Origin of the sequence: Streptomyces rugosispiralis, assembly GCF_024505145.1 — a bacterium.
GTDB lineage: Bacteria > Actinomycetota > Actinomycetes > Streptomycetales > Streptomycetaceae > Streptomyces > Streptomyces rugosispiralis.
Map to the genome: position 1 here is coordinate 60,471 of NZ_JANIAA010000020.1, position 23,868 is coordinate 84,338.

Annotated in this window: 25 protein-coding genes and 1 pseudogene; 10 read left to right on the forward strand and 16 right to left on the reverse strand. The window is 71.9% G+C overall.

Annotated elements, in window-relative coordinates; genetic code table 11:
• Positions 1-47 precede the first annotated feature (47 nt).
• Positions 48-935, forward strand: coding sequence for an alpha/beta fold hydrolase (locus NP777_RS26560; protein ID WP_256652706.1), 888 nt, complete (start codon positions 48-50; stop codon positions 933-935).
• 109 nt (positions 936-1,044) lie between these two features.
• Here the strand turns inward: NP777_RS26560 and NP777_RS26565 are convergent, their stop codons facing one another.
• Entirely contained in the window at positions 1,045-1,974 is a 930-nt protein-coding gene (locus NP777_RS26565) for an NYN domain-containing protein (protein ID WP_256652707.1), read from the reverse strand.
• Between the two features lie 214 nt (positions 1,975-2,188).
• Between NP777_RS26565 and NP777_RS26570 the strand changes: the two genes are divergently transcribed.
• Positions 2,189-2,341: a hypothetical protein gene (locus tag NP777_RS26570; RefSeq protein WP_256652708.1), complete on the forward strand. Its 153-nt coding sequence runs from the start codon at positions 2,189-2,191 to the stop codon at positions 2,339-2,341.
• Between the two features lie 73 nt (positions 2,342-2,414).
• On the opposite strand, the gene NP777_RS26575 is transcribed toward NP777_RS26570, so the two are convergent.
• From NP777_RS26575 to NP777_RS26590, 4 genes are all read right to left on the reverse strand, one after another.
• On the reverse strand, positions 2,415-3,020 hold the full coding sequence (locus tag NP777_RS26575) for a MarC family protein (protein WP_256652709.1): 606 nt from the start codon (positions 3,018-3,020) through the stop codon (positions 2,415-2,417).
• Positions 3,021-3,120: 100 nt separating this feature from the next.
• The gene (locus NP777_RS26580) at positions 3,121-3,975 is read right to left on the reverse strand and encodes a PHP domain-containing protein (protein WP_256652710.1); all 855 of its coding nucleotides are present in this window, start codon (positions 3,973-3,975) and stop codon (positions 3,121-3,123) included.
• A 169-nt stretch (positions 3,976-4,144) separates the two neighbouring features.
• Positions 4,145-4,786: a DUF6758 family protein gene (locus NP777_RS26585; protein ID WP_256652711.1), complete on the reverse strand. Its 642-nt coding sequence runs from the start codon at positions 4,784-4,786 to the stop codon at positions 4,145-4,147.
• Positions 4,787-4,957: 171 nt separating this feature from the next.
• Positions 4,958-5,563, reverse strand: a complete 606-nt coding sequence (locus NP777_RS26590) for a suppressor of fused domain protein (protein ID WP_256652712.1) — start codon at positions 5,561-5,563, stop codon at positions 4,958-4,960.
• A 449-nt stretch (positions 5,564-6,012) separates the two neighbouring features.
• On the opposite strand from NP777_RS26590, the gene corA reads away from it, so the two are divergent.
• Positions 6,013-7,113 (forward strand): magnesium/cobalt transporter CorA, encoded by a 1,101-nt coding sequence (gene corA / locus NP777_RS26595; RefSeq protein ID WP_256652713.1) that lies wholly within the window; start codon positions 6,013-6,015, stop codon positions 7,111-7,113.
• 85 nt (positions 7,114-7,198) lie between these two features.
• On the opposite strand, the gene NP777_RS26600 is transcribed toward corA, so the two are convergent.
• Positions 7,199-8,200: a DMT family transporter gene (locus NP777_RS26600; protein ID WP_305890155.1), complete on the reverse strand. Its 1,002-nt coding sequence runs from the start codon at positions 8,198-8,200 to the stop codon at positions 7,199-7,201.
• A gap of 43 nt (positions 8,201-8,243) precedes the next feature.
• Between NP777_RS26600 and NP777_RS26605 the strand changes: the two genes are divergently transcribed.
• The gene (locus NP777_RS26605) at positions 8,244-8,789 is read left to right on the forward strand and encodes a hypothetical protein (protein ID WP_256652715.1); all 546 of its coding nucleotides are present in this window, start codon (positions 8,244-8,246) and stop codon (positions 8,787-8,789) included.
• 110 nt (positions 8,790-8,899) lie between these two features.
• On the opposite strand, the gene NP777_RS26610 is transcribed toward NP777_RS26605, so the two are convergent.
• Positions 8,900-9,643 (reverse strand): hypothetical protein, encoded by a 744-nt coding sequence (locus NP777_RS26610; protein WP_256652716.1) that lies wholly within the window; start codon positions 9,641-9,643, stop codon positions 8,900-8,902.
• 200 nt (positions 9,644-9,843) lie between these two features.
• On the opposite strand from NP777_RS26610, the gene NP777_RS26615 reads away from it, so the two are divergent.
• The 3 genes from NP777_RS26615 to NP777_RS26625 are packed head-to-tail and all read left to right on the forward strand — an operon-like array spanning position 9,844 to position 12,843.
• Positions 9,844-11,127: a magnesium transporter MgtE N-terminal domain-containing protein gene (locus tag NP777_RS26615; RefSeq protein WP_256652717.1), complete on the forward strand. Its 1,284-nt coding sequence runs from the start codon at positions 9,844-9,846 to the stop codon at positions 11,125-11,127.
• Positions 11,117-11,647, forward strand: coding sequence for a DUF1003 domain-containing protein (locus NP777_RS26620; RefSeq protein WP_256652718.1), 531 nt, complete (start codon positions 11,117-11,119; stop codon positions 11,645-11,647). Before NP777_RS26615 ends, NP777_RS26620 begins: the two co-directional genes overlap by 11 nt.
• A gap of 41 nt (positions 11,648-11,688) precedes the next feature.
• Positions 11,689-12,843 carry an Mrp/NBP35 family ATP-binding protein gene (locus NP777_RS26625; RefSeq protein ID WP_256652719.1) on the forward strand — a complete coding sequence of 385 codons (1,155 nt, stop codon included), beginning with the start codon at positions 11,689-11,691 and terminating at the stop codon, positions 12,841-12,843.
• A 133-nt stretch (positions 12,844-12,976) separates the two neighbouring features.
• Here the strand turns inward: NP777_RS26625 and NP777_RS26630 are convergent, their stop codons facing one another.
• From NP777_RS26630 to sigE, 5 genes are all read right to left on the reverse strand, one after another.
• Complete coding sequence (locus tag NP777_RS26630) at positions 12,977-13,645, reverse strand: hypothetical protein (RefSeq protein ID WP_256652720.1); 669 nt, start codon at positions 13,643-13,645, stop codon at positions 12,977-12,979.
• Positions 13,646-13,764: 119 nt separating this feature from the next.
• Positions 13,765-14,235, reverse strand: coding sequence for a sec-independent translocase (locus NP777_RS26635; RefSeq protein WP_256652721.1), 471 nt, complete (start codon positions 14,233-14,235; stop codon positions 13,765-13,767).
• A 99-nt stretch (positions 14,236-14,334) separates the two neighbouring features.
• On the reverse strand, positions 14,335-16,062 hold the full coding sequence (locus tag NP777_RS26640) for a S1C family serine protease (protein ID WP_256652722.1): 1,728 nt from the start codon (positions 16,060-16,062) through the stop codon (positions 14,335-14,337).
• Between the two features lie 213 nt (positions 16,063-16,275).
• The gene (locus tag NP777_RS26645) at positions 16,276-17,199 is read right to left on the reverse strand and encodes an anti-sigma factor family protein (RefSeq protein ID WP_256652723.1); all 924 of its coding nucleotides are present in this window, start codon (positions 17,197-17,199) and stop codon (positions 16,276-16,278) included.
• Positions 17,196-18,011: an RNA polymerase sigma factor SigE gene (gene sigE, locus NP777_RS26650; protein ID WP_256652724.1), complete on the reverse strand. Its 816-nt coding sequence runs from the start codon at positions 18,009-18,011 to the stop codon at positions 17,196-17,198. The genes NP777_RS26645 and sigE overlap by 4 nt, the downstream gene beginning before the upstream one ends.
• Before the next feature lie 130 nt (positions 18,012-18,141).
• Here sigE and NP777_RS26655 point away from each other — a divergent pair, with 130 nt between their 5' ends.
• A complete protein-coding gene (locus NP777_RS26655) occupies positions 18,142-18,807 on the forward strand; it encodes an O-methyltransferase (protein ID WP_137979415.1) in 666 nt (221 codons plus the stop codon).
• A 283-nt stretch (positions 18,808-19,090) separates the two neighbouring features.
• On the opposite strand, the gene NP777_RS26660 is transcribed toward NP777_RS26655, so the two are convergent.
• Positions 19,091-19,258: a DUF3117 domain-containing protein gene (locus tag NP777_RS26660; protein ID WP_003966491.1), complete on the reverse strand. Its 168-nt coding sequence runs from the start codon at positions 19,256-19,258 to the stop codon at positions 19,091-19,093.
• A gap of 347 nt (positions 19,259-19,605) precedes the next feature.
• Between NP777_RS26660 and chcB the strand changes: the two genes are divergently transcribed.
• Positions 19,606-20,412: a 2-cyclohexenylcarbonyl CoA isomerase gene (chcB, locus tag NP777_RS26665; RefSeq protein ID WP_256652725.1), complete on the forward strand. Its 807-nt coding sequence runs from the start codon at positions 19,606-19,608 to the stop codon at positions 20,410-20,412.
• 53 nt (positions 20,413-20,465) lie between these two features.
• Here the strand turns inward: chcB and NP777_RS26670 are convergent, their stop codons facing one another.
• Positions 20,466-21,062, reverse strand: coding sequence for a DNA-3-methyladenine glycosylase I (locus NP777_RS26670; RefSeq protein ID WP_305890157.1), 597 nt, complete (start codon positions 21,060-21,062; stop codon positions 20,466-20,468).
• A 95-nt stretch (positions 21,063-21,157) separates the two neighbouring features.
• Positions 21,158-21,571 (reverse strand): annotated as a pseudogene (locus NP777_RS26675) (DivIVA domain-containing protein); the annotation flags it as partial.
• Between the two features lie 137 nt (positions 21,572-21,708).
• On the opposite strand from NP777_RS26675, the gene folP reads away from it, so the two are divergent.
• On the forward strand, positions 21,709-22,569 hold the full coding sequence (folP, locus tag NP777_RS26680) for a dihydropteroate synthase (protein ID WP_256652727.1): 861 nt from the start codon (positions 21,709-21,711) through the stop codon (positions 22,567-22,569).
• 53 nt (positions 22,570-22,622) lie between these two features.
• Here folP and NP777_RS26685 read toward each other — a convergent pair whose 3' ends face one another.
• The gene (locus tag NP777_RS26685; protein ID WP_020868627.1) at positions 22,623-23,372 is read right to left on the reverse strand and encodes an LOG family protein; all 750 of its coding nucleotides are present in this window, start codon (positions 23,370-23,372) and stop codon (positions 22,623-22,625) included.
• Positions 23,373-23,868 lie beyond the last annotated feature (496 nt).

Genomic DNA, 23,868 nt, shown 5'->3' on the forward strand with positions numbered 1-23,868 from the left:
CTTGGGCGTTCATGTGCCGTTTCCCGCGGGCTGTATAGCCTCGTCCCATGAGCAGGCCGCCCTTTCTCACACTGCCCGCGAGCGCCCGCGCGTACCGCCTCCGGACCGCGCGCGGCGAGTTCGCCGTCCATGACGCGCGGCCCGCTTCGGCGGCGCGCGGGACCGTCCTGCTGGTCCCGGGGTTCACCGGGAGCAAGGAGGACTTCATCGCGCTGCTGGAGCCGCTCGCCGCCGCCGGTTTCCGGGCCGTCGCCGTCGACGGCCGGGGGCAGCACGAGAGCCCTGGCCCCCGTAAGGAGGCCGCGTACGCCCAGGCCGAGCTGGCGCAGGATCTGCTCGCGCAGGTCACCGCCCTGAGCGCGGCGACCGAGGACCCCGTGCATGTGCTCGGGCATTCGCTCGGCGGGCTGATCGCGCGGACCGCCGCGCTGCGCGACCCGGGGGCGTTCGCCTCGCTGACGATCATGAGTTCCGGCCCGGCGGCCATCTCCGCCCCGCAGCGCGCCCGGATCAAGCTGCTGATCGATGCGCTGACGGTGATGGACATGGAGTCCGTATGGCAGGCGATGCGCGAGCTGGATCCGCCCGAGGCGGCCGATGAGTCGACACCGCCCGGGGTGGCGGAGTTCCTGCACCAGCGCTGGCTCGGGACCGTACCGGAGCAGCTGATCGTCACCGGGCGGCAGCTCTCCGACGAGCCGGACCGGGTCGATGAGCTGGCGGCGCAGCGGCTGCGCGTCCATGTGCTGTCGGGCGAGGCGGACTACGCCTGGCCGGTGCCGCTGATGGACGAGATGGCCGGACGGCTGGCCGCCCGCCGGACCGTGATCGAGGGCTCCGGGCACTCCCCCAACGCCGAGCGGCCCCATCCCACCGCCGATGCCCTGATCTCCTTCTGGCGCGACATCGGCCTGAACACGAAGACATCGGCCTGAACACGAAGACGTCGGCTGGGCACGAAGGCGTCGGCTGAGACCGAAGACATCGGCTACCAGGTACGAAGACGTCGGCTGAGCCCAAGGCCCGCCCAGAAATCCCGCGGGCTCAGTACTGCGCCTGCAGATGCTCCCAGAAGCCGTCCCGCAGGGCCCGCCGCAGATCGGCGTGGGCGCGCAGCGAGAGCCGCAGCAGCCCCTCCGCGTCGATCAGCAGCTCCTGGTCCACGGAGCCGGGCAGATACGGATGGCCCGGCAGCAGCTCGGCGAGGGTCTCACGGCCGCGTGAGGACAGCCACTGGGCGGCGATCTGCGCCCCGACGAACCGCACCTCGTCCCGGGTCGGGGCGGGCCCGCACAGGGGCGCGTCGCCGTTCGGCTCGTAGCCGGTGGCCCGCCGGGTGACGTACGGCTTGCAGAAGTCGAGGTCGAAGGTGCGCTGGCTGTCGACCTCCCACAGCAGCGGCTCGGCCTGGTTGCGCCCGTCGAGGGCCTCGATGCCCCAGAGGTGGACGCGCGCCCCGTAGCCCTGGGCCGCCTCGACGGCGGAGACCAGGTCCTCGTCGCCGCCGATCAGCACCGCGTCGCCGATGGCGCGGTGGCGGGCGAGGGACTCCAGGTCGGAGCGGATGAGCGAGTCGACGCCCTTCTGCTGGTTGTTGGCGTTGAGGTTGCCGAGCCGGACCTTGACGTCGGGCAGCTCGGCGATGCTCTGCTGCTCCGCGGTGTGGATCCGGCGCCGGGCGCCGTCGAACCAGTAGACGCGCAGCAGCCTGCTGTCCGGGAAGATCGTGCGCGCCTTGTCGATGAACGCCTCGATGATCCCTTCGGCGTCCAGCTCGAACGCCCGGCGGTCCTCCGTGCCCGCGACCAGCCGCCCGGCGGCCGCGTAGACATACCCCGCGTCCACGAAGATCGCGTGAGTCGAGGGCGTGGTCGCGACCTCGGCGAGTACGCGCTGGAGCAGCTCGTTCGTGCGCTCGATGCCCGCGACGATCGAGGCGAGATCTTGTTGGCCCGGAGGCATGGTTTCACTCATACGCGGTTCATTCTCCGGGCGGCTCCGTGAGGGGCACAACCGGACCCTGCCCCGGCTACCAGCGGATACTTAGGCTGCGAAAAATTTTTATTAGCGTAGGGAATGTTTTCGGGGGACCCTCTGGTTGAACACGTACAGGAGGGCGCGGCAGCGACGCTGCGCGACTCCGTACACATCAGTTCTCCTTCAGGAGGATCAGACGAAGGGAGAAGCCTTGCGCTTCGAGATCATGCGCCTGGACGACGTCGATGGCACCGCCATCGAAAGCACCGTCGTGGACGCCGCCTCCGTCAACCGGATCGTGCAGCAGGCCGCCGCAATCGGCCAGCGCATCTACATCCGTCCAGCCGACACCGCCGCCCGGTAGTGCCGTAAGGCCCTCCCAGCAGCACAGAGAGTCGAGCGCCCCCGTACAGACGGTACGGGGGCGCTCGTGCGTGTCAGGCGGTGTGGGCCACCTGGATGACGCCGTTGATGATCTGCTGGACCGCGATGGCGGAGAGCATCATGCCGGACAGCCGGGTGACCAGCACCACTCCCCCTTCCTTGATCACGCGGATGATCAGCAGCGAATAGCGCATGGTGACCCACAGCACGACGTGCATGGCCGCGATCGCGGTCCACACCGCCACCTGATCGCCGATCCCGCGCGCGTGCTGGACGGCGAGGATCACCGAGACGATCGCGCCCGGCCCGGCCAGCAGCGGCATGCCGAGCGGCACGAGCGCGACGTTGACGTCCTTGGTCTGGGTCGGCTCGTCGTTCTTACCGGTGAGCAGATCGAGCGCGATCAGCAGGAGCAGCAGCCCGCCCGCGATCATCAGCGCGGGGACCGAGACATGCAGATAGTCGAGGATCTGCTGACCCCCGATGCCGAAGACGGCGATGACGCTGAAGGCGACGGCCGCCGCCTGGCCCGCCATCTTGCGCTGGACCTTGGCGGGGCGGCCCGAGGTCAGGGCGAGGAAGATGGGCGTGATGCCCGGCGGGTCCATGATCACGAACAGGGTGAGGAAGAGGGAGCCGAAGACGGCGACGTCGAACACGGTGAATGGCCTTGCGGGAACGAGCAGCGGTGCGGTGCTGAGACGGTAAGGGAATCGGCGGGAAGACGGAGTGAACGCGGAGCAGCGTGAAGGCGGGGGCTCAGCCGCCCGCGCCCGGCACCGGGAAGGCCCCGGTCGCCCGGCGCACGATCTCCCCGTAGATCTCGGGATCGGTCGTGTACTCGCCGAGCCGACAGGTCTTACGGCTGCCGTGATAGTCGCTGGAGCCGGTGGTGAGCAGGCCGAGCTCGGCGGCGAGACCGCGCAGCCGGGCGCGGATGTCCTCGGTGTGGTCCATATGGTCGACTTCGATACCGTCGAGGCCCGCCGCCGCCAGCTCGCCGATCGCGCTCTCCGGGACGCACTGGCCGCGCTTGACGGCCAGCGGATGCGCGAAGACCGCGACCCCGCCGGCGCCCTTGATCAGCCGGATCGCGTCGAAGGGGTCCAGCTCGTGCTTCTCCACATGCGCCCGGCCGCCGTCGGCCAGCCAGTCCTGGGTGAAGGCGTCCGAGACGCTCGCCACGACGCCCAGCTCGACCAGCGCGGTGGCGACGTGCGGCCGTCCGACGGCCCCGTCCCCGGCGATCTCCGCCACCCGGTCCCAGGTGATCGGCACGTCCAGCTCGCGCAGCTTCGCGACCATCGCACGGGCCCGCGGCACCCGGTCGTCGCGCACCAGCTCGCGCTCGCGCGCCAGCTCGGGTTCCGCCGGGTCGAAGAGGTACGCCAGCATGTGCAGGCTGACCCCGTTGAGGCGGCAGGACAGCTCGGCGCCGGTGACCAGGGTCAGCCCGGAGGGCAGCGCCTTCGTCGCCTCCTCATAGCCGCCGACGGTGTCGTGATCGGTGAGCGCGACGACGTCCAGACCCTGGGCGGCGGCGTTCCGTACCAGCTCGGCGGGGGTGTCCGTACCGTCCGACGCAGTGGAGTGGGTGTGCAGATCGATGCGCACGGCACGGGCTCCAAGCTGCGTTCGGGATGGATCGAGGGGACGCCCCAGCATAACCACGCCGGCACCTGCCGGGTCGGCCCGGGGCCTGACCTGTGCATGACCTACCGGTACGGCGAGGGCCAGGAGCGGCATGACCTACCGGTACGGCGAGGGCCAGGAGCGGAGGGGCTCAGGGCGAGAGCAGCCTCGGGGAGAGCGCCCCGCAGGGCACCAGGTCCACCTCGGCCCCGGCGTCCCGCAGATCGGTGAGCACCATCTCGTCGTACATCAGCAGCCCGGTCTGCTCGGGCCAGACGACCGCCCACAGCCACAGCCCGCACGCCTCGCCCGCGAAGACCGCGCGGTCGTCCGGGGTGCCCTCGACATGCCACAGCGGGGTGGGCCGTCCGGCGGCCAGCACCTTGACGTGCGGCGGTTTGTCCACCCGCATCCCCGGCCCCGGGTCGGGCCCCGGGAGGCCCGCGAAACGCGCGCCGAGGCCGACGCCCAGTTCCTCGGCGATCAGCAGCAGCTCACCCGGGCCGCCCAGCGGCCCGGGGCCCGAGCAGGCCACGGTGGTGGCGCGGCCGCCGCTGCGGTCGTCCCCGGCGCAGGCCACACCGGTGAACAGCCAGCCCACGGGCAGCGGCCACGGCATCCATACGGGCACCCGGGCGCGGTTGGTGACGACCACGAGTGCTTCGACGCTCGGCGGGACGACCGGCTGGAGGGGGTGCACCGTGCCGTGCACGCCGCACTGCCAGGAGTCGGCGAAGAGACCGGGCGCTCGCACCCGGCCACCGCACTTCGGGCAACTGGGTTCGCCCCTCATAGGGCCCCACGGTCCTCCCCGGTCGTCGCCGCGTCAAGGACGATCACCCGTCCGGAGGTCACTTCCCGCACCAGTTCCCGTACGGCCCCCGTACGACCCCGCCGCGGTTCTCGTACGACCCCGCCGTGGTTCCCGTACGACCCCGCACCCGGGAATCAGACCGTAAGAGCGTCAGCCCGACAACGGCACCCCGGACCGCGCCGGGTCGCGCAGATCCGTGCCGTGCCGCAGCCAGCGGTCCTGGAGGGCGCCGGCGCCGTGCACCCGCTTCCAGGCCGCCTCGTTCGTGGTCATCGGCAGCATCGGCAGGAAGCGCACCGGCTCCATGGGCTCCAGCAGCTCCAAGTCCTCGACCAGGCCACCCGGTTCGGCGACCAGGACGGAGCTGAAGGGTGCCCCGGGCCACAGCGGCCCGCCGAGGTCCAGCGACGCGCCGGGAGTCACCACGACCCCCTCGACCTGGGGCGAGGCGGCCAGCACGGCGAGCGGGCGGAGCACCTCGTCGAGGACGGAGGAGTCGGGGCCGGAACCGCCCGTCCTTACGGTCAGCACCAACTCGGCGCGCGGCCCGCGCAGCGGGTCGGCGACGGCGGCGGTCGGGCTGGTCATCGGATGGTCCGACATGCCGAGCGTGGCGTAGCGGATCACATCGCTCTCATCGCGGAATCGCAGCACCTCGATGCGGTCCGTACCGACGAAAGTGACGGCGGCGCGGGCGTCCGGCTCGCCCAGCGCGGTGATCAACCGGGCCTCGACCAGCTGAAGAACGTCTGACATGCGGTGAGCATAGATCGCGTATCGAACAGGCAAAGCGGCGACGTAACGGTTCTGCCGACTGATAGCCTTAATCCTTGCCCAGGGAGTTACAGATCGTCCCTCACGAGGGACCGGCCGGAGGAGGTGGGGCTGCGGTGGATCCTAGTCGACCGTGCAGTACCGACAGTTCTCCCGTCGTTTCCCCTTGGTATGCGACTTCATGATCTGAGCCTTCCGTACCCCGCCGCTGGGCGGTGAAACACGCGAAGCCCACTCGCATCCAGGGCATCTGACGGTAGAGCGCCTTCGTACCGCTTTGTTCAGTTCCGAAGAACCTTCCGTCAGCGCCATCGCACGGAGCGCCGCCCGCTTTGCGGACGTACGGGCACGGGATGTCGTACGTCCACCTTCCGGGCGCCGCGCTGCGCCGCGCGCCCGCCGCTGACGGCCGGCCCGTGAAGGAGCCCGTCATGTCGATGATCCGTGACCTGCGCGCAGCCGTTCGCCCCGCCCTGCGCCGTTCCCGTACCGCCAGTGACTACGACGCGACGCGTGACCCGTCGGTCACCAGCGCCGTGGTCGACTGCGGGGTCTACCGCGACGGCAAGCGGGTCAGCGAACACGTGAGCCCGGCGAAGGCCATGGAGCGGGTTCGCGAGGAGGGCGGGTTCGCCTGGATCGGACTGCACGAGCCGACCGAGCGCGAGTTCGCGGGGATCGCCCAGGAGTTCGGGCTGCACCCGCTGGCGGTCGAGGACGCGGTGCAGGCGCACCAGCGGCCCAAGCTGGAGCGGTACGACGACACCCTCTTCACCGTCTTCAAGACCATCCACTACGTGGAGCACGTCGAACTCACCTCGACCAGCGAGGTCGTGGAGACCGGCGAGGTGATGTGCTTCACCGGCCGGAACTTCATCGTGACCGTGCGGCACGGCGGCCAGGGCTCGCTGCGCGCCCTGCGCCACCGGCTCCAGCAGGACCCCGAGCTGCTCGCCAAGGGCCCCTCGGCGGTGCTGCACGCCATCGCCGACCAGGTGGTCGACGGCTATCTCGCGGTGGCCGACGCGGTCCAGGACGATATCGACGAGGTCGAGATCGACGTCTTCTCCGCCGCGACCTCCCGGCGGGGCGGCGACGCGGGCCGGATCTACCAGCTCAAGCGCGAGGTCCTGGAGTTCAAGCGGGCCGTGTCGCCGCTGCTGCGGCCGATGCAGCTGCTGAGCGAGCGTCCGATGCGGCTGGTGGACCCGGACATCCAGAAGTACTTCCGCGATGTCGCGGACCATCTGGCGCGGGTCAGCGAGCAGGTGCTGGCCTTCGACGACCTGCTGAACTCGATCCTCCAGGCCAATCTGGCGCAGGCCACGGTGGCGCAGAACGAGGACATGCGGAAGATCACGTCCTGGGCGGCGATCTTCGCCGTGCCGACGATGATCGCGGGGATCTACGGCATGAACTTCGACTACATGCCGGAGCTGCGCTGGAAGTTCGGCTACCCGACCGTGCTCGTGGTGACGGTGGGCATCTGCTTCGCGATCCACCGGGGCTTCAAGCGCAACGGCTGGCTGTAGGGCCGGACGGCGGACGGGCCATCGTCAGGCGGGGTCGTCCGGCATCAGCCGGTGTTCGTCCGACCTCAGCCAGGTTCGTCCGGCATCAGCCGGGCTCGTCTGCCGTGCCCTTCCCGTCCGCCATGATGACCAGCGCGAGACCGGCGAGGATCACCGCGAGCGCCGGGTAGGCGGCCACGGGCGGCATCTGGCCCAGCCACAGGGCCGCGATCAGGGCCGCCCCCGGCGTCTCCAGCAGGATCGCGGTCGAGGTGACGGACGGGCCGAGGCCCTTGACCACCCGGTTGATGAGGGTGTGCCCCAGCAGTTGCGCGGTGACCGTCAGCGCGGCCAGCCGCAGCCAGGTGGTGCCGCTGTAGCCGCCCAGCTCCGCGCCCGCCACCAGGCAGGTCAGCAGCAGGAGCACGCTGGTGGTGGTGTAGCAGACGTAGGCGTACGCGGTGGTGCTCACCGAACGGCGCACCTCCGCCCCGAGCAGCACGTACCCGGCCGCCGCGACCCCGCCCAGCAGCGCGAGCCCGTCGCCCAGCAGGGCGCGCGGGGAGGCGGACAGGTCGACCCCGGTGAGGATCACCACACCGAGGATCGCCAGCCCCATGCCGAGCCAGGCGAGCGTGGGCGGGCGGTGGCCGCGCAGCCGCAGCAGCAGCGCCGTCCAGATGGGGGTCGTGGTCACCAGCGCGGTCGAGGAGGCCACGGAGGTCATGTGCAGGCTCGGCAGCCAGGCCCCGAAGTGCACCGCGAGCAGCGCCCCCGCCCCGGCCGACAGCAGCACCGTCCGGCGGCCCATCGCGCGCAGCTCGCCCCGGTGGCGCCAGAGGGCGAACGGGGTGAGCGCGCCCACCGCCATGGCGTTGCGCCAGAAGGCGATGGCGAGCGCGGGCGCCACCGTCGCGGCGGCCAGCGGCGCGGAGAGCGAGACCCCGGCGATGGCGACCGTAAGGAGCACGACATCCACAGGACCGCTGCGGAAGCGGCCACCGTCACCGGGTGCGGTGGGCGTGGCGGTGGGGGCTGAGGCACGGGCGGCACGGGCGGTCGGCACGGCGCCAGGGTAAGGCGCGTGACCATGAGACGGAACTGTCATTTCACGGGCTGGGACGGGTACGGGACTGGCCTAGGCTGTCGGCATGACGCAGACGCCGATGGACCGCGCCCTTGTCGAGGAGGCGGCCAAGAAGTCCGCCCTCATCTGGGTCCAGGGCACCGAGGGTGCCCCGCGCGCCCTGTGGCACGTCTGGCACGAGGGCGCGGTCTGTCTCGTCGGGGACGGGCCCGACGAGCAGCCCCTCAAGGGCCTCGGGCTCGCCGACGGCGGCGGCGCCACCGTGACCGTGCGCAGCAAGGACAAGGGCGGGCGCCTGGTGAGCTGGCCCGCGCGAGTGGCCGAACTGGCCCCGGGCGGCGAGGCGTGGACCGCGGCGGTCGACGAGCTCAAGGGCAAGCGGCTGAACGCGGCGGACGCCGACCACATCGCGGAGCGCTGGGCCCGTGAATGCCGGGTGCTGCGGCTGGAGCCCACGCCCGGGGCGCTCGCCGAGCACCCCACCGGCTCCCTGGCGGCCACCCCGCTGCCGTCCCCCGCGATCACCCGCCGCCCGATCCCGGCGGCGCTCCCCAAGCTGCTGGCCCGCCGCAAGAAGCGGGCCCGTGACGCCCGTAAGGACGCGTCGTAGCGAGCTGACGCCCGGTAAGGACGCACCCCAGCGGGCCGACGACCGTAAGGACGCGTCCAGGCTGTCCGACGACCCGTGAGGACGCGTCCCGTGCGGGGCGTCGGGATCGGCTACGGCGTCTCCGGGATCTGCTGCCCGTAGTCGAGCACATGGCCCTTCTCCGGGGCGGTGAGCTCGAAGCCCTTGTTCCAGTCCGCGAGCCGGATCACCCCCGCGCCGCCCGCCCGCTGCAGCCGTAGCGGATACGGCCTTCCCTCCAGCGAGACGTCGAGCGAACCGCCCTCACCGGCCTTACCGCCGCTGATGGTGATCGTCCGCACGCCGTCCACCTGCCCGTGGTCGCCCGTGGCGATCTTTCCGTGCAGTCCGAGCAACCCGTCGAGCAGCAGCTTCATATCGGTGAAACCGCTGAGCCGCTGGTAGGAGGGATCGCCGGAGGGGACCTTCACATACTTGTTGTCCAGCTTGCCGGCCGCGTCGCCCACTCCGCCGCCGCCACTCTCGCCGTCGTGCGACCAGAAGCCCGCGTCGGCCTTGAGATAGAGCTCCTTGCCGACGCGCAGCAGTTCGAAGCTGGAGCCCTTGGAGGAGACCTGGCCCGTGCCGCCGTCGGCGTTGAGCCGCATGTCCAGCTTGTAGGTGGCTCCGCTGGTGACGAGGTTGCCGGAGAGGCGCACCGAACTCGCGCTACCGGCCGCCTGACGGGCCTTGCTCTCGATCTTCGTGGCGGGGAGCTTTCCCACGCCGTTCGTCCCCGCGTCGGGATCCTTCTCCCCGCCGCCGCCACACGCGGCGAGCGTGGCGGCCAACCCCGCGCACATCGCCGCAACGACAGCCCTGTTCCGGGTGCGCACGTCCGCTCTGCCTCCTGATGCCGGTGCAGTAGGGCAGCGTACCGGTGCCGTCCCGCGGTGTCCGCAGGGTGCCGCGGTGCCTTCGCCCGGCGGCAGGGCAGGTGCGGGCACGTTAGCCTGAAACCGGTGAAGAGCGGATCATCGCCTTGAATGACCGCGAAACCTGACAAGAGAGCCCCATGGACGAGGGGAGGCAGGGCATGCCGGCAGGCACCCCCCGGGTCTTCGTCTCGCATCTCGCGGGCGTCGCCGTCTTCGATCCGAACGGCGACCAGGTGGGGCGGGTGCGCGATCTCGTGGCGATGCTGCGGCTGGCCGGCCGCCCGCCGCGGGTGCTCGGTCTGGTGGTCGAGGTGATCGGCCGCCGCCGGATCTTCCTGCCCATGACCCGGGTGACCGGTGTGGAGTCCGGCCAGGTCATCACCACCGGTGTGCTCAACATGCGCCGCTTCGAACAGCGCCCCACCGAGACCCTCGTCCTCGGCGAACTGCTCGACCGCACCGTGCGGCTGGTCGAGACCGGTGAGACGGTGACGGTCCTGGACGTGTCGATGAGCCAGCTGCCCGCGCGCCGGGAGTGGGAGGTCGACAAGGTCTACGTCCGCCGCGGCAGGACCCGCGCGCTGGGCCGCCGCGGCGAGGCGCTGACCGTGGACTGGTCGTCGGTCACCGGCTTCTCACTGGAGGAGCAGGGGCAGGGCGCGGAGAACCTGCTGGCCACCTTCGAGCAGCTGCGCCCCGCCGACCTGGCCAATGTGCTGCACCATCTGTCCGCCAAGCGCCGGGGCGAGGTGGCGGCCGCCCTGGACGACGAGCGGCTCGCGGACGTCCTGGAGGAGCTGCCCGACGACGACCAGGTGGAGATCCTCGGCAAGCTCAAGGAGGAGCGCGCGGCCGACGTCCTGGAGGCCATGGACCCCGATGACGCGGCCGATCTGCTCTCCGAACTCCCCGAGCCCGAGAAGGAGCGGCTGCTGGACCTGATGCGCCCCCGGGACGCCGCGGACATGCGGCGGCTGATGTCGTACGAGGAGGGGTCGGCGGGCGGTCTGATGACGACCGAGCCGATCGTGCTGCGCCCGGACGCCACCGTCGCGGACGCGCTCGCCCGGGTGCGCGACCAGGACCTGACCCCCGCGCTCGCCGCCCAGGTCTATGTCTGCCGCCCGCCCGACCAGACGCCCACCGGGCGCTATCTGGGCATCATCCACTTCCAACGGCTGCTGCGCGACCCGCCGTTCACTCTCGTCGGCGCGGCCGTCGACTCCGATCTGCCGACGCTGCCGCCGGACACTCCGCTGCCCGTCGTCGCCGGCCATCTGGCCACGTACAACCTGCTCGCGGCGCCCGTCGTGGACGAGACCGGCTCGCTGCTCGGCGCGGTCACGGTCGACGACGTCCTGGACCATCTGCTGCCGTCCGACTGGCGGGAGCGCGAACTGCACGGCGGGATGGCCCTGCCGGAGGCCGCCGATGGACAGTGACGGCGGCCGTCTGGACCGGCCCAAGGCGCGGCGCCGCAGCCCGCTGCCGCGCTGGGACCCCGAGGCGTTCGGCAAGGCGTCGGAGCGGATCGCGCGCTTCCTGGGCACCGGGCGGTTCATCGCCTGGATGACGGCCTTCGTGACCTTATGGCTGCTCTGGAACATCCTGGCGCCGCCGCGGCTGCGGTTCGACCCGTTCCCGTTCATCTTCCTGACGCTGATGCTCTCGCTCCAGGCGTCGTACTCGGCCCCGCTGATCCTGCTGGCCCAGTACCGGCAGGCCGACCGCGACCGGGTCAATCTGGAACAGGACCGCAAGCAGAACGAACGGTCCATCGCCGACACCGAGTTCCTCACCCGGGAGATCGCGGCGCTGCGGACCGGCCTGGGCGAGGTGGCCACCCGCGACTGGCTCCGCGACCAGCTGGCGGACCTGCGCCAGGGGCCGGACGGCGGCCGGAGCGCCCCGCGGCCGGGCGGCCACGGCGAACCCCGGTCGAGTGAGGAACCCGACCGCTGACGGCAGCCCGCGCCCCGCCCACGGCGCCGTACCATCTCCGTATGGCTACCGACACCCTCCCAGCGCCGAGCGAAGACGCGGTACGCGCCGCGCTCGCGACGGTCAACGACCCGGAGATCCACAAGCCGATCACCGAACTCGGCATGGTCAAATCCGTCGAGATCGCGGCGGATGGCTCGGTCGCCGTGGTGGTCTACCTCACGGTCTCCGGCTGTCCGATGCGGGACACGATCACCAGCAACGTGCGGACGGCGGTCGCCGGGGTCGAGGGTGTGACCGGAGTCACGGTCGACCTCGAGGTGATGAGCGACGAGCAGCGGCGTGAGCTGGCCGCCTCGCTGCGCGGCGGCCAGGCCGAACGCGAGGTGCCGTTCGCCAAGCCCGGCTCGCTGACCCGGGTGTACGCGGTGGCCTCCGGTAAGGGCGGCGTCGGCAAGTCCTCGGTGACGGTCAACCTGGCCGCCGCGCTGGCCGCGGACGGGCTCAAGGTCGGCGTGGTGGACGCCGACATCTACGGCCACTCGGTGCCCCGCATGCTGGGCGCCGACGGACGGCCCACCCAGGTGGAGAACATGATCATGCCGCCGTCGGCGAACGGCGTGAAGGTGATCTCGATCGGGATGTTCACCCCCGGGAACGCCCCGGTGGTCTGGCGCGGGCCGATGCTGCACCGCGCGCTCCAGCAGTTCCTGGCCGATGTCTACTGGGGCGACCTCGACGTGCTGCTGCTCGACCTCCCCCCGGGCACCGGCGACATCGCGATCTCCGTCGCGCAGCTGGTGCCCAACGCCGAGATCCTGGTGGTGACCACGCCGCAGCAGGCCGCGGCCGAGGTCGCCGAGCGGGCCGGCGCCATCGCCGTCCAGACCCATCAGAAGATCGTCGGCGTGGTGGAGAACATGTCCGGGCTGCCCTGCCCGCACTGCGACGAGATGGTCGACGTCTTCGGCACCGGCGGTGGCCAGATGGTCGCCGACGGGCTCAGCCGGACCACCGGCACGACGGTGCCGGTCCTCGGCGCCATCCCGATCGACGTACGGCTGCGCGAGGGCGGCGACGAGGGCAAGCCGGTCGTGCTCACCGACCCCGACTCCCCCGCGGGCAGCGCGCTCAAGGCGATCGCGGGCAAGATCGGCGGCCGTCAGCGCGGCCTCGCGGGCATGTCGCTGGGCGTCACCCCGCGCAACAAGTTCTGAGCGGACGCGGTCGCGGACACGACCGCGGACGCGGTCTGCGGCTGACGCGCTCGTAAGGCCACGGCCGACGCGCTCGTGACACAGGGCTGAGGGGCGGTTTCCCGGGGAAACCGCCCCTCAGCCCTGTGCGGCCCTACCCGTCCTGCCCGTCGTAGCGGGCGATGTCCTTCACGACGGCGAAGCCCAGGCCGTAGGCGCTCATCCCGCGCCCGTACGCCCCGATGTGCACGTCCTCGTTGGCCGTACCGGCCAGCACCCAGCCGTACTCCGACTCGCGGTAGTGGAAGTCGGTCGGCACCCCGTCCACCGGGAGCGACAGCTGCGACCAGCTCTCGCCCTCCAGGTCGTCCGCCAGCTCCCAGGCGATCGCGGTCTGCTGGTCCAGCCAGTCCTGGCGCAGCGCCCGCTCCATCCGGGTCGGCCAGGTGCACGACAACAGGCCGGAGCCGGCCAGCCAGGCGGCCGAGGAGACCGTGGTGGCCTCCAGCTTGCCGGTGCCGTCGGCGCTGTCCCGCCCCGGGCGGCTGGCGACGGTGACGACGACCGTGAAGTGCTGCTGGTCCATATCGGTCTCGACCTTCAGGGACGGCTCCTCGCCATGGCCGGTCGAGCCGTACTCGACGATGCCGTCCGCGGCCGCACCCACCTGCAGCAGCCAGCGGGGACCGGTGAACGCCTCGTCAAGCCCGTACCAGGGGAAGGCGGCCATCAGATAGCCGTCGACGCTCCGCCGGGCGTCGGCGGGCATCCCCTGCGCGGCCGCTGCCACCCCTCGTTCCCCTAGCCGACCCGTGGTCTCCATGTGCGCGCGGCCTCCTCGTGTGCCCTGCGTCGTGGGCGGCCCGCCCCCCTCGGGCGACCCTCACCCCGGACAAAGGGAGGATAGCCATACGGGTCAACCAGGCCGGGCATACGGGGGGATCAAGTGGCGTCGGAGTCGAAAGGCGGACGCTCATCGCGCTTCGGCTCCTCACGCTTGCGCAGCAGGTCAGGCGTGCTGGAGTCGTCCTTGGACAGCGACAGCGGGGCGGTGCCGGAAGCCCCTGAAGAGCCCTGCGGCGGGTCACTCTCCCGGCCGTGCACCGCGTCGGCGACCTCCGCCATCTCCTTGCGGAGGTCGAAGCCGTTACGGATCTCCTTCAGGCCCAGCTCATCGGAGTCCAGCACGTGCTTGCGCACGAACGTCTTGGGGTTGAGGTCCTCGAACTCGAAGTCCTTGAACTCCGGCCCCAGCTCCGAGCGGATGTCCTCCTTGGCACTGTCGGAGAACTCCCGGATCTTCCGGATGAACTGCGTCACGTCCCGAATCACCTTCGGGAGCTTGTCCGGGCCGAAGATGAGCACCGCAAGGACAACGAGCGCGACAAGCTCGAGAGGTCCTATGTCCAACACCTTGCAGCTCCTCAAGACGTCTGGGCCCCGGCCTGGGCCACTCAATACCGTACCTGGCGGTGGGGTCGGCGCGGGAGACGGCCGGGCCAACAACGGGCGTCAGCCGCTGCTCGCCGAGCCCAGGGTCAGCTCCGCGGCGCGCTCCTTGCCGTCGCGCCTGATGGTGAGGCCGAGCCGGTCCCCGGGGCGGTGGCTGCGGATCTTCACGATCAACTCCTGGCCGCTGTGCACCCGTACGCCGTCCACCTCCGTGATCACGTCACCGGGCTCGATCCCCGCCTTGTCGCCGGGGCCGCCCGCGGTGACCGGCGCGCCACCGCCGGCGCCCTTGGTGTTCACCCGGGCGCCGTCGCCCGTGTAGCCCATGTCGAGGGTGACGCCGATGACCGGATGGGTGGCCTTCCCGGTGTTGATCAGCTCCTCGGCGACCCGCTTGCCCTGGTTGATCGGGATGGCGAAGCCCAGGCCGATGCTGCCGCCCTGGCCGCCGCCGAGGCCCGAGCCGTCGTCGGCCGCCCGGATCGCGCTGTTGATCCCGATGACCCGCGCCTTGCGGTCGACCAGGGGGCCGCCGGAGTTGCCCGGGTTGATCGGGGCGTCGGTCTGCAGCGCGTCGACATAGCTGACGTCGCTGCCGTCCTCCTTCTCGCCGCCCGCGGTGATGGGGCGCTCCTTGGCGCTGATGATCCCGGAGGTGACCGTGCCCGCCAGGTCGAAGGGGGCGCCGATGGCCACGACGGGGTCGCCGACGCGCACGGAGTCGGAGTTGCCCAGCGGCAGCGGGGTGAGCCCGGAGACGCGGTCGACCTTGATCACCGCGAGGTCGTAGCCGGTGTCGCGGCCGATCACCTCGGCCTTGGCGTCCTGGCCGCTGTTGAAGGTCACCGATATGTCGCCGTCCGTGCCGGCGGGCTGGACGACGTGGTTGTTGGTGAGGATGTGGCCCTGCTTGTCGAGGACGAAGCCGGTGCCGGTGCCCTCCTCCGCGCTGCCGCGCACATGGATGGTCACCACGCCGGGCAGCGACCTGGCGGCGATCCCGGCGACGCTGCCCGGGGACCTGGCCTCCTTCTCGACCGGGGCCTGCGGCAGCTTCACGTCGACGCCCCCGGAGGCCCGGTCCCGCTCCGCGTAGGCGCCGATACCGCCGCCGAGGCACCCCGCGACCAGGGCGATCAGCAGCACGGCGACCCAGGCGCCGCGGCGGGAGACGGTCTTCCGCTCGCGCTCCCGCCCGGCCGGCGGCGGAACCACGGTCCAGGGGTCGTAGCCGCCCCACTGGACGCCCTGGGCGGGCGGGGCCATGGGGGCGCCCTGGTGGCTCTGGTGGGGCTCTCCGGGGCCCGGAGGCGGCGGTGTGCCGTGCGGCGGGGTCATCCCGGGGTGCTGTGGGATGGGCGGAGGCGCGCCCTGGCCCGGTACGGGCCCCGCGGCAGGCGGCACGGTGGTGCCGTGGGGCGGGGTCATCCCGGGCGCCTGGGGCGGCGCCTGGGCCATTCCGGGCGGGAGGTGGGTGCCCTGCGCGGGGGTGGCCACCGGGTGCTGAACGGGCGGGGCCGGGGCCCACGGCCCCGGGCCGCCGTAGGGCGGGGTGCTGTACGGGTCGGGCTCGTGCAACGGCCGGGGCGCCGGCTCCTCGGGCGCCTCGGGCGCCGGGCCCTCCACGGGGGCGTCCACCGGCTCCGGCGCCATCGGCGCGGCGGCCGCCTCCGTACGCTCCTCGGCGCCCTCCGCCGCCTCGTTCGGCCGGTCGCCGGGTCGCGCGGCGGCCGGGCGGCTCCACCACTTCGGCTTCGGCTTGGGCCCAGGGGCCGTCGGCTCGTCCATGATCTCCCCAAGTTCCCGCAGACAGGCAGGGACCGCACCCGTCCGGGGCATACATCGCCGCCTCCGGGTCGCGCTGCCCGGAGGCGATTCAATCAGGTCCGTCGGCGCTTGCGCAGGGCGGACGAAAAGACCTTGTCATGATCGGCAAAGACACAGGCGGCCGGAGACGGGCCGCCGTGATCGCCGTCGTACCGCCGTCGTACCGCTTCCGCGCTACTTCGGGGGAGCGCTGACCCCGAGGTACGGCGAGGCGCCCGAGGCGGGCCCGGACGGGATCTCCAGCTGGGTGGGCCGGGGGGCCGGGGGCGTGGAGTTCGACGTCCGCAGCAGCTCCGTGACCGAGAGAATCGGCTGTATCAGCGGATTCAGCGCCGCCACGGGCTGGCGCAGGGACGGCGGGTACGGGGTGGCCGTCGGGGACGAGGCGCCCGTGCTGGTGTCCGTGGTGGCCAGCAGGCCCACCTCCTGGCGGGTGCGCTCCCGAACGCCCGCGTTCACGGCGGTGTCGGTGCCCACCGGGGAGACCGGGGCGTCGGCGCCGTCGGCCGAATTGCCCGGGGGGCCGACCGCCGCGTCCAGCGGCAGGGCCGCGCCGAGCGCGAAGGCCGCCAGGGAGACCGCTCCGGCCGCCGCGAAGGCGAACCTGCGGCGCGGGGCGGGGCGCTCGACCTCATGGATCCGGAAGCCGCGCTGACGTGAGGCACGGGCCGACGCCGCCGGCGCGATCGCGGTGCCCGGGGGCATCGTGGGCACGAAGGCGAACGCCCGCTCCCGTCTCTCCTCCGGCTCCCGCACATCGTGCACCTCGCGCACGTCCCGCGACCCGACGCGCAGGTCGCGCGGGCCGAAGACGCCCGAGCCCCCGAAGGGGGAGCCACCCATACCGTCATCGCCGCCCGCGGCCGGCAGGCCCTGGAGACGGGCCAGAAAGCCCTCCGACGGTGCCGGGGGCGCCGTCTGGGCGAACACGTTTTTCAGCCGACGCTGAGCATCGGCCTCCGCCTTGCACTTGCAGCAGGTGGCGAGATGGGCGAGGACGCGCTCGCGCGCGTCATGCCCCAGCTCACCGTCGACCAGAGCCGCAAGGCGGTCGCCGAGATGCTGCTCGGCGGGGGACGGACCGCCTGATCGGGTCACGCGATTCCGACCTCCCCGCTCAGCCGGGGGGCCGTGACACGCGGCGCCACCGCGGCGACCTCTTGCTGCTGTCCGGTCCGCGCCGCGGGGGCACGGTGCTGCAGCGCCTTGCGCAGATGCGAGCGGCCGCGGTGGATGCGGCTGCGCACGGTGCCCAGCTTGACGCCCAGGGTGGCCGCGATCTCCTCGTACGACAGCCCCTCGATGTCACAGAGCACCACGGCGGCGCGGAACTCCGGGGCGAGGGTGTCCAGCGCCTGCTGCACATCCGCGTCGAAGTGGGTGTCGTTGAAGTGCTGCTGGGGAGAGGGCTCGCGGCTGGGGAGCCGCTCCGCCGCGTCCTCGCCGAGCGCGTCGAAGCGGATGCGCTGCCGACGGCGGACCATGTCGAGGAAGAGATTGGTGGTGATGCGGTGCAGCCAGCCCTCGAAGGTGCCCGGGGTGTACGTCGACAGCGAGCGGAAGACGCGGACGAACACTTCCTGGGTGAGATCCTCGGCATCGTGCTGGTTACCGGTGAGCCGATAGGCGAGGCGGTAGACCCGTGCGCTGTGCGTGCTGACGATCTCCTCCCAGGTGGGAGGCGTCCATGCCGCGTCCGCATCCGTGGCGAAGGTCGCGGTGGTGGCGGACTCGGCGGCCGGCGCACCTCCCGTGCCCTTCGGGTTACGGGGGTGAGAACGATCAGCGGTGTTGGTCACGGATTTCGGCTCGCCCACTGACCTGCGAAAGCGCTTCAGCACTCTCCGGTCACCGGCCGCAGCCGCACCTCCCCTGTCGGCTCTGGTGGTGTCCAGTAGAGCCCCTACCATATCCACCTCGCCCGTTAGCTCCGGATAAGCATTTTTGACCTGCATTTGGTCGTGATCCATACGGTCCCCCCGGCTTCTACAACGCCTGGTCCCATCTGCGGGTTCCCGTGCGCAGCGGATACAGTCACCGTTGCGCCAACTACGGGGACAGGAGAGGGTCATTACCGGCAACCGGCAGACGAGCTGGGCGTTCGCCGACGCGTTCGTCGCCGAGGACGAAGCCCTTCACTGGGCCCGTGACCGGGCCCGGGAAGCAGGGCTGCGCTCGGTGTCCGCGGGCACCGGCGCCGCGCTGCGGCTGCTCGCTGCCACCGCCGACGCCAAGGTCGTCGCCGAGATCGGCACCGGGACGGGCGTCTCCGGGATCCATCTGCTACGCGGAATGCGCCCCGACGGCGTGCTGACCACCGTGGACACCGAACCGGAGATGCAGCAGTTCGCCCGGCAGGCGTTCCGCGCGGCCGGGTTCACCGGGAACCGGGCACGCTTCATCCCCGGCCGCGCCCTCGACGTGCTGCCCCGGCTGGCCGACGGCGGATACGACCTGGTCTTCTGCGACGGCGACCGGCTGGAGTGCCTGGACTACCTCGCCGAATCGTTGCGGCTGCTGCGGCCGGGCGGGCTGGTCTGCTTCGAGGGGGTCTTCACCAACGGGCGGACCGTGGACTCCGCGGCCCAGCCCACGGAGGTGCTGCGGGTGCGCGAGCTGCTGCGGACCGTACGGGAGTCCACCGTGCTCCAGTCGTCCCTGCTGCCGGTCGGCGACGGCCTGCTCTGCGCGGTCAAGCGGGGCTGAATCCCCCGGCCGGGCGGGGCCGAATCCTCATGGTGGGGCGGGGCTGAATCCTCACGGCCGGACGGGGCCGAATCCTCATGGTGGGGCGGGCTGAATCCTCACGGCCGGACGGGGCTGAATCCTCACGACCGGAACCGGGGGGGGGCCGACCGGACCGGTCCGAACGGCCGGGAGCGGCCGTCCGACGACTCCGGCGGAACCCCCTACGAGCGCTGCCCCGGCGGTCGGTACCTGACGTACCGGCCGCCGGGGCAGCGCGCGGGTGATGGTGGGCCGCAAGCCGTCAGCCGACAACCTTCTTCAGGGCGTCGCCGAGGGCGTCGGCCTCGTCCGGTGTCAGCTCGACGACGAGCCGACCGCCGCCTTCGAGCGGAACGCGCATGACGATGCCCCGCCCCTCCTTGGTCACCTCGAGCGGGCCGTCGCCCGTCCGCGGCTTCATGGCCGCCATGCTCGTTCCCCTTCCTGAAACCAGCTCATCGCAGCCGACAACCCAGGTGTCACCGGCATCGAACACGTTGCTTCCCCTTCATTATCCCGCATGGCACGACCCGATGACCAACATCGGTCGGCAACGCCTGTGCGAGGCGTTCCCCCAAAACCACTCAATTCGGGGAGGGGATCGCGGTAGCGTACGCCCGCCGTCACCGAACGAAGGGTCGGTTCTTTGACGCAGGTCACATGTCGGTCGGTCATGATCTCCGGCATGCTGTGCGCTGACCGCCGCGGCAGGCCCCCTTCCGGGCCCGCCGATGCGGCCACAGCCCGAGCCGCCCGCCCCACCCCCGGAGGACCGCCATGGCCGACACCGTGCTCTACGACCTCACCGAGGGTCTCGCGACGATCACGCTGAATCGTCCCGACGCGATGAACGCCCTGAACATCGACACCAAGGAGGCGCTGCGCGACGCGCTGCTGGAGGCCGCCGAGAGCCCGGCGGTACGGGCCGTGCTGCTCACCGGCTCCGGGCCGCGCGCCTTCTGCGTCGGCCAGGACCTCAAGGAGCACATCGGCCTGCTGGCCGCCGACCGCGACGGCAGCGGCGAGGGCTCGACCATGAACACGGTGGCGCTGCACTACAACCCGATCGTCACCGCGATCGCCGGGATGCCGAAGCCGGTGGTCGCCGCGGTGAACGGCGTCGCGGCGGGCGCCGGGGCGGGCTTCGCCTTCGCCGCCGACTACCGGATCGTCGCCGACACGGCCTCCTTCAACACCTCCTTCGCCGGGGTCGCGCTGACCGCCGACTCGGGCGTCTCCTGGACCCTTCAGCGGCTGATCGGCTACGGCCGGGCGGCGGATCTGCTGCTCTTCCCGCGCACCATCGACGCCCAGGAGGCGCTCGGCCTGGGCATCGCCCACCAGGTGGTCCCGGCGGAGGAACTGGCCTCCCGGGCGGCGGCGGTCGCCCGGCGGCTGGCCGAGGGCCCCACCGCGGCCTATGCCGCGATCAAGGAGTCCCTGGCCTTCGCCGCGGGCCACACCCTCACCGAGGCCCTGGCCATGGAGGACGAGCTGCAGCGCCGCGCGGGGGCCTCGGACGACCACGCGATCGCGGTGAACGCGTTCGTGAACAAGGAGAAGCCGAGGTTCACCGGCCGCTGACGGGACCCCGCCCCGACCCCGGCCCCGACCCCGGCCACCGGCGGCCGGGGCGCTCAGACCGCGTCGCGGACATGGCAGTCGGCCAGATGGTCGTTGACCAGGCCGCACGCCTGCATCAGCGCGTACGCCGTGGTGGGGCCGACGAAGCGGAAGCCGTGCTTCTTGAGGTCGCGGCTGAGGGCCGTGGACTCCGGGGTGATCGCGGGGACGTCGGCGAAGGTCCGCGGGACCGGGCGGCCGTCGGGCGCCGGGGCGTGGGACCAGATCAGCTCGCTCAGCTCACCGGGCTCCAGCGCCGCCGCGGCACGGGCGTTGGCGATCGTGGCGGCGATCTTGGCCCGGTTGCGGATGATTCCGGGGTCGGCGAGCAGCCGCTCCTCGTCGGCCTCGGTGAACTCCGCGACCTTCTTGATCGAGAAGTCGGCGAAGGCGGCCCGGAACCCCTCCCGGCGGCGCAGGATCGTCAGCCAGGACAGCCCGGACTGGAACGCCTCCAGGGAGACCCGCTCATAGAGCGCGTCGTCGCCGTGGACCGGGCGGCCCCACTCCGTGTCGTGGTAGACGCGGTAGTCGGCCATGGTCTCGCTCTCCAGACCCCATGGACAGCGCGGCAGACCGTCCGGCCCCTCGACGACACCCTGCTCGCTCATGCGCCATGCCCTTCGTAACCGCGGCCCTCGAAGCCGTTTCCGTCGAAACCGATCCCGTCGAAGCCCCTGCCCTCGAAGCCCCTGCCCTCGAAGCCGCCGTCCTCGAGGCCGCGCCGCTCGGGGCCGGGGTCCTCGAGGCCGGCCGGTCCGAAGCCATGGTCGCTCTCCGGGGCCGACAGCGGATCGGGGCCGGGCCCGGAGGGCGACAAGGGCTTCGGGCGCGGACCGGCGAGCGCCGCCTCCAGCTCGGCGATCCGGGCGTCGCGCTCGGCGAGCTCGGCGCCGAGGCGGCCCAGCACATCGTCCACGTCCGCCATCCGGTAGCCACGCAGCGTCATGGGGAGCCGCAGCGACTCCACATCGGCACGCGCCAGCGGCCGGTCCGCGGGCAGCGGATCGTCCAGCCGGTCCGGGGGCGCCTCGGCGAGCGGGCCGTCACCGCCGCCGACGACGGCGAGCGTGACCCCGCCGACCACAACGACCAGCGCGATCAGCAAGAACAAGAACACGGTGATCGTCTCCCCGTCAGATGCATGGTTGAGTCTGTGTCCGTCGGCCTCGATAACTGTCTGCCCCGATCGTGCCATGCCCCTCCGACAGTTATCGTCGCTGCCCGCAACCTGGAAGAAGACGTGAGGGAAGTTCGATGCTGCGGCTGGGACGACGTGAGTTCGGCGAGAACGACCGGGTGATCATGGCGATCGTGAACCGGACGCCGGATTCCTTCTACGACCAGGGTGCGACCTTCCGCGACGAGCCCGCCCTGACCCGGGTGGAGCAGGCGATCGCGGACGGCGCCGCGATCATCGACGTCGGCGGTGTCAAGGCCGGTCCGGGCGACGAGGTGAGCGCCGAGGAGGAGGCGCGCCGCACGGTGGGCTTCGTGGCCGAGGTGCGCAGGCGCCATCCGGACGTGGTGATCAGCGTGGACACCTGGCGCCATGAGGTCGGCGAGGCGGTCTGCGCCGCGGGCGCGGATGTGCTGAACGACGCGTGGGGCGGGGTCGACCCCAAGCTGGCCGAGGTCGCCGCCCGGTACGGCGCCGGGCTGGTGTGCACCCACGCGGGCGGGGCCCGGCCGCGCACCCGGCCGCACCGGATCGGCTACGACGATGTGGTGGAGGACATCCTGCGGGTCACCCTGGAGCTCGCGGAGCGCGCCGTCGAGCTGGGGGTGCGGCGCGACGGGATCATGATCGACCCGGGCCATGACTTCGGTAAGAACACCCGCCACTCACTGGAGGCGACGCGCCGGCTGAGCGAGCTGACGGAGACCGGCTGGCCCGTCCTGGTCTCGCTGTCCAACAAGGACTTCGTCGGCGAGAGCCTGGACCGCCCGGTCAAGGAGCGGCTGATCGGCACGCTCGCGACGACCGCCGTATCGGCCTGGCTGGGGGCCCAGATCTACCGGGTGCACGAGGTGGCGGAGACCCGTCAGGTGCTGGACATGGTGTCGTCCATCGCGGGCCACCGGCCCCCGGCGGTCGCCCGCCGGGGACTGGCCTGAGTGGACCGTAAGGAGCCCGAGTGGACCGTTACGGAGACGGGAGACGGGCCCGGTCAGGGGCCGGACTCCTTGGTCACCAGGTCGATCACCTCGTCGATGTCATCGGTGAGGTGGAACAGGTCCAGGTCGTGCGGGGACGCCTTGCCCTCGGCGATGAGGGTGTTGGTGAGCCAGTCGACCAGGCCCTTCCAGTAGGCGCTGCCGAACAGGACGATCGGGAAGCGGGTGACCTTCTTGGTCTGCACGAGGGTGAGCGCCTCGAAGCACTCGTCGAGCGTGCCGAGCCCGCCGGGCAGCACCACGAACCCCTGGGCGTACTTCACGAACATCGTCTTCCGCACGAAGAAGTAGCGGAAGTTGACCCCGATGTCGACGTACGGGTTCAGGCCCTGTTCGTACGGCAGCTCGATGCCCAGGCCGACCGAGACACCGCCCGCCTCGGTCGCACCGCGGTTGGCCGCCTCCATCGCGCCGGGGCCGCCGCCGGTGATCACCCCGAAGCCCGCCTCCGCGAGGGCCCGGCCGATCCGCACCCCCGCCTCGTACTCCGGGGACCCCTCGGGCGTACGGGCGGAACCGAACACGCTGATCGCCCGGCCCAGCTCCGCCAGGGTGCCGAAGCCCTCGACGAACTCCGACTGGATGCGCATCACCCGGAACGGGTCCTCATGCACCCAGTGGGTGGCCCCCTGGGTGTCCAGGAGCCGCTGGTCGGTCGTCTCGGGTCGCATCTGATGGCGGCGGCGCACGACCGGGCCCAGACGCTGCTCCCGCAGCGCTCGCTCTTCTTCGGCGTTGCCCACTGAGTGCTCCCTTCGCCAAGACCAAGATCTGGTCAAAGATCTGTGCTTCAGGGTAGGCCCCTTGGACGGCAAACAGCCGAAATCCGGGCCACGGTCACCCACCGAACCGCTGATCACACAGGTGCACGGTCCGCCGGCGCCGCTACGGGGTGCCCGGTGGGGGTCTCTCTCCCCTCCCCGCCCCTTCCCGGCACCTGACGATATGCGGCTCCGCCGCGTGGGGGGCTCCGCCCCTGGCCCCCCGGCGCCCGCGGCACAGCCGCCATACCGACGCCACGGGGAGGGGCGGAGCCCCGGCTCAGGGGCCTGGAGCGGAGCCCCGGACCGGGTCCCCCCAGCCCAGGGGCCTGGAGCGGAACCCCGGACCGGGTCTGGGGCGGAGCCCCGGACCGGGGCCTTGAGCAGAGCCCCGGACCGGGGGCTGGGGCAGAACCGCGGACCGGGGGCTGGGGCAGAGCCCCCGCGTGGCGGAGCCGTATGGAGCCGTATATCGATG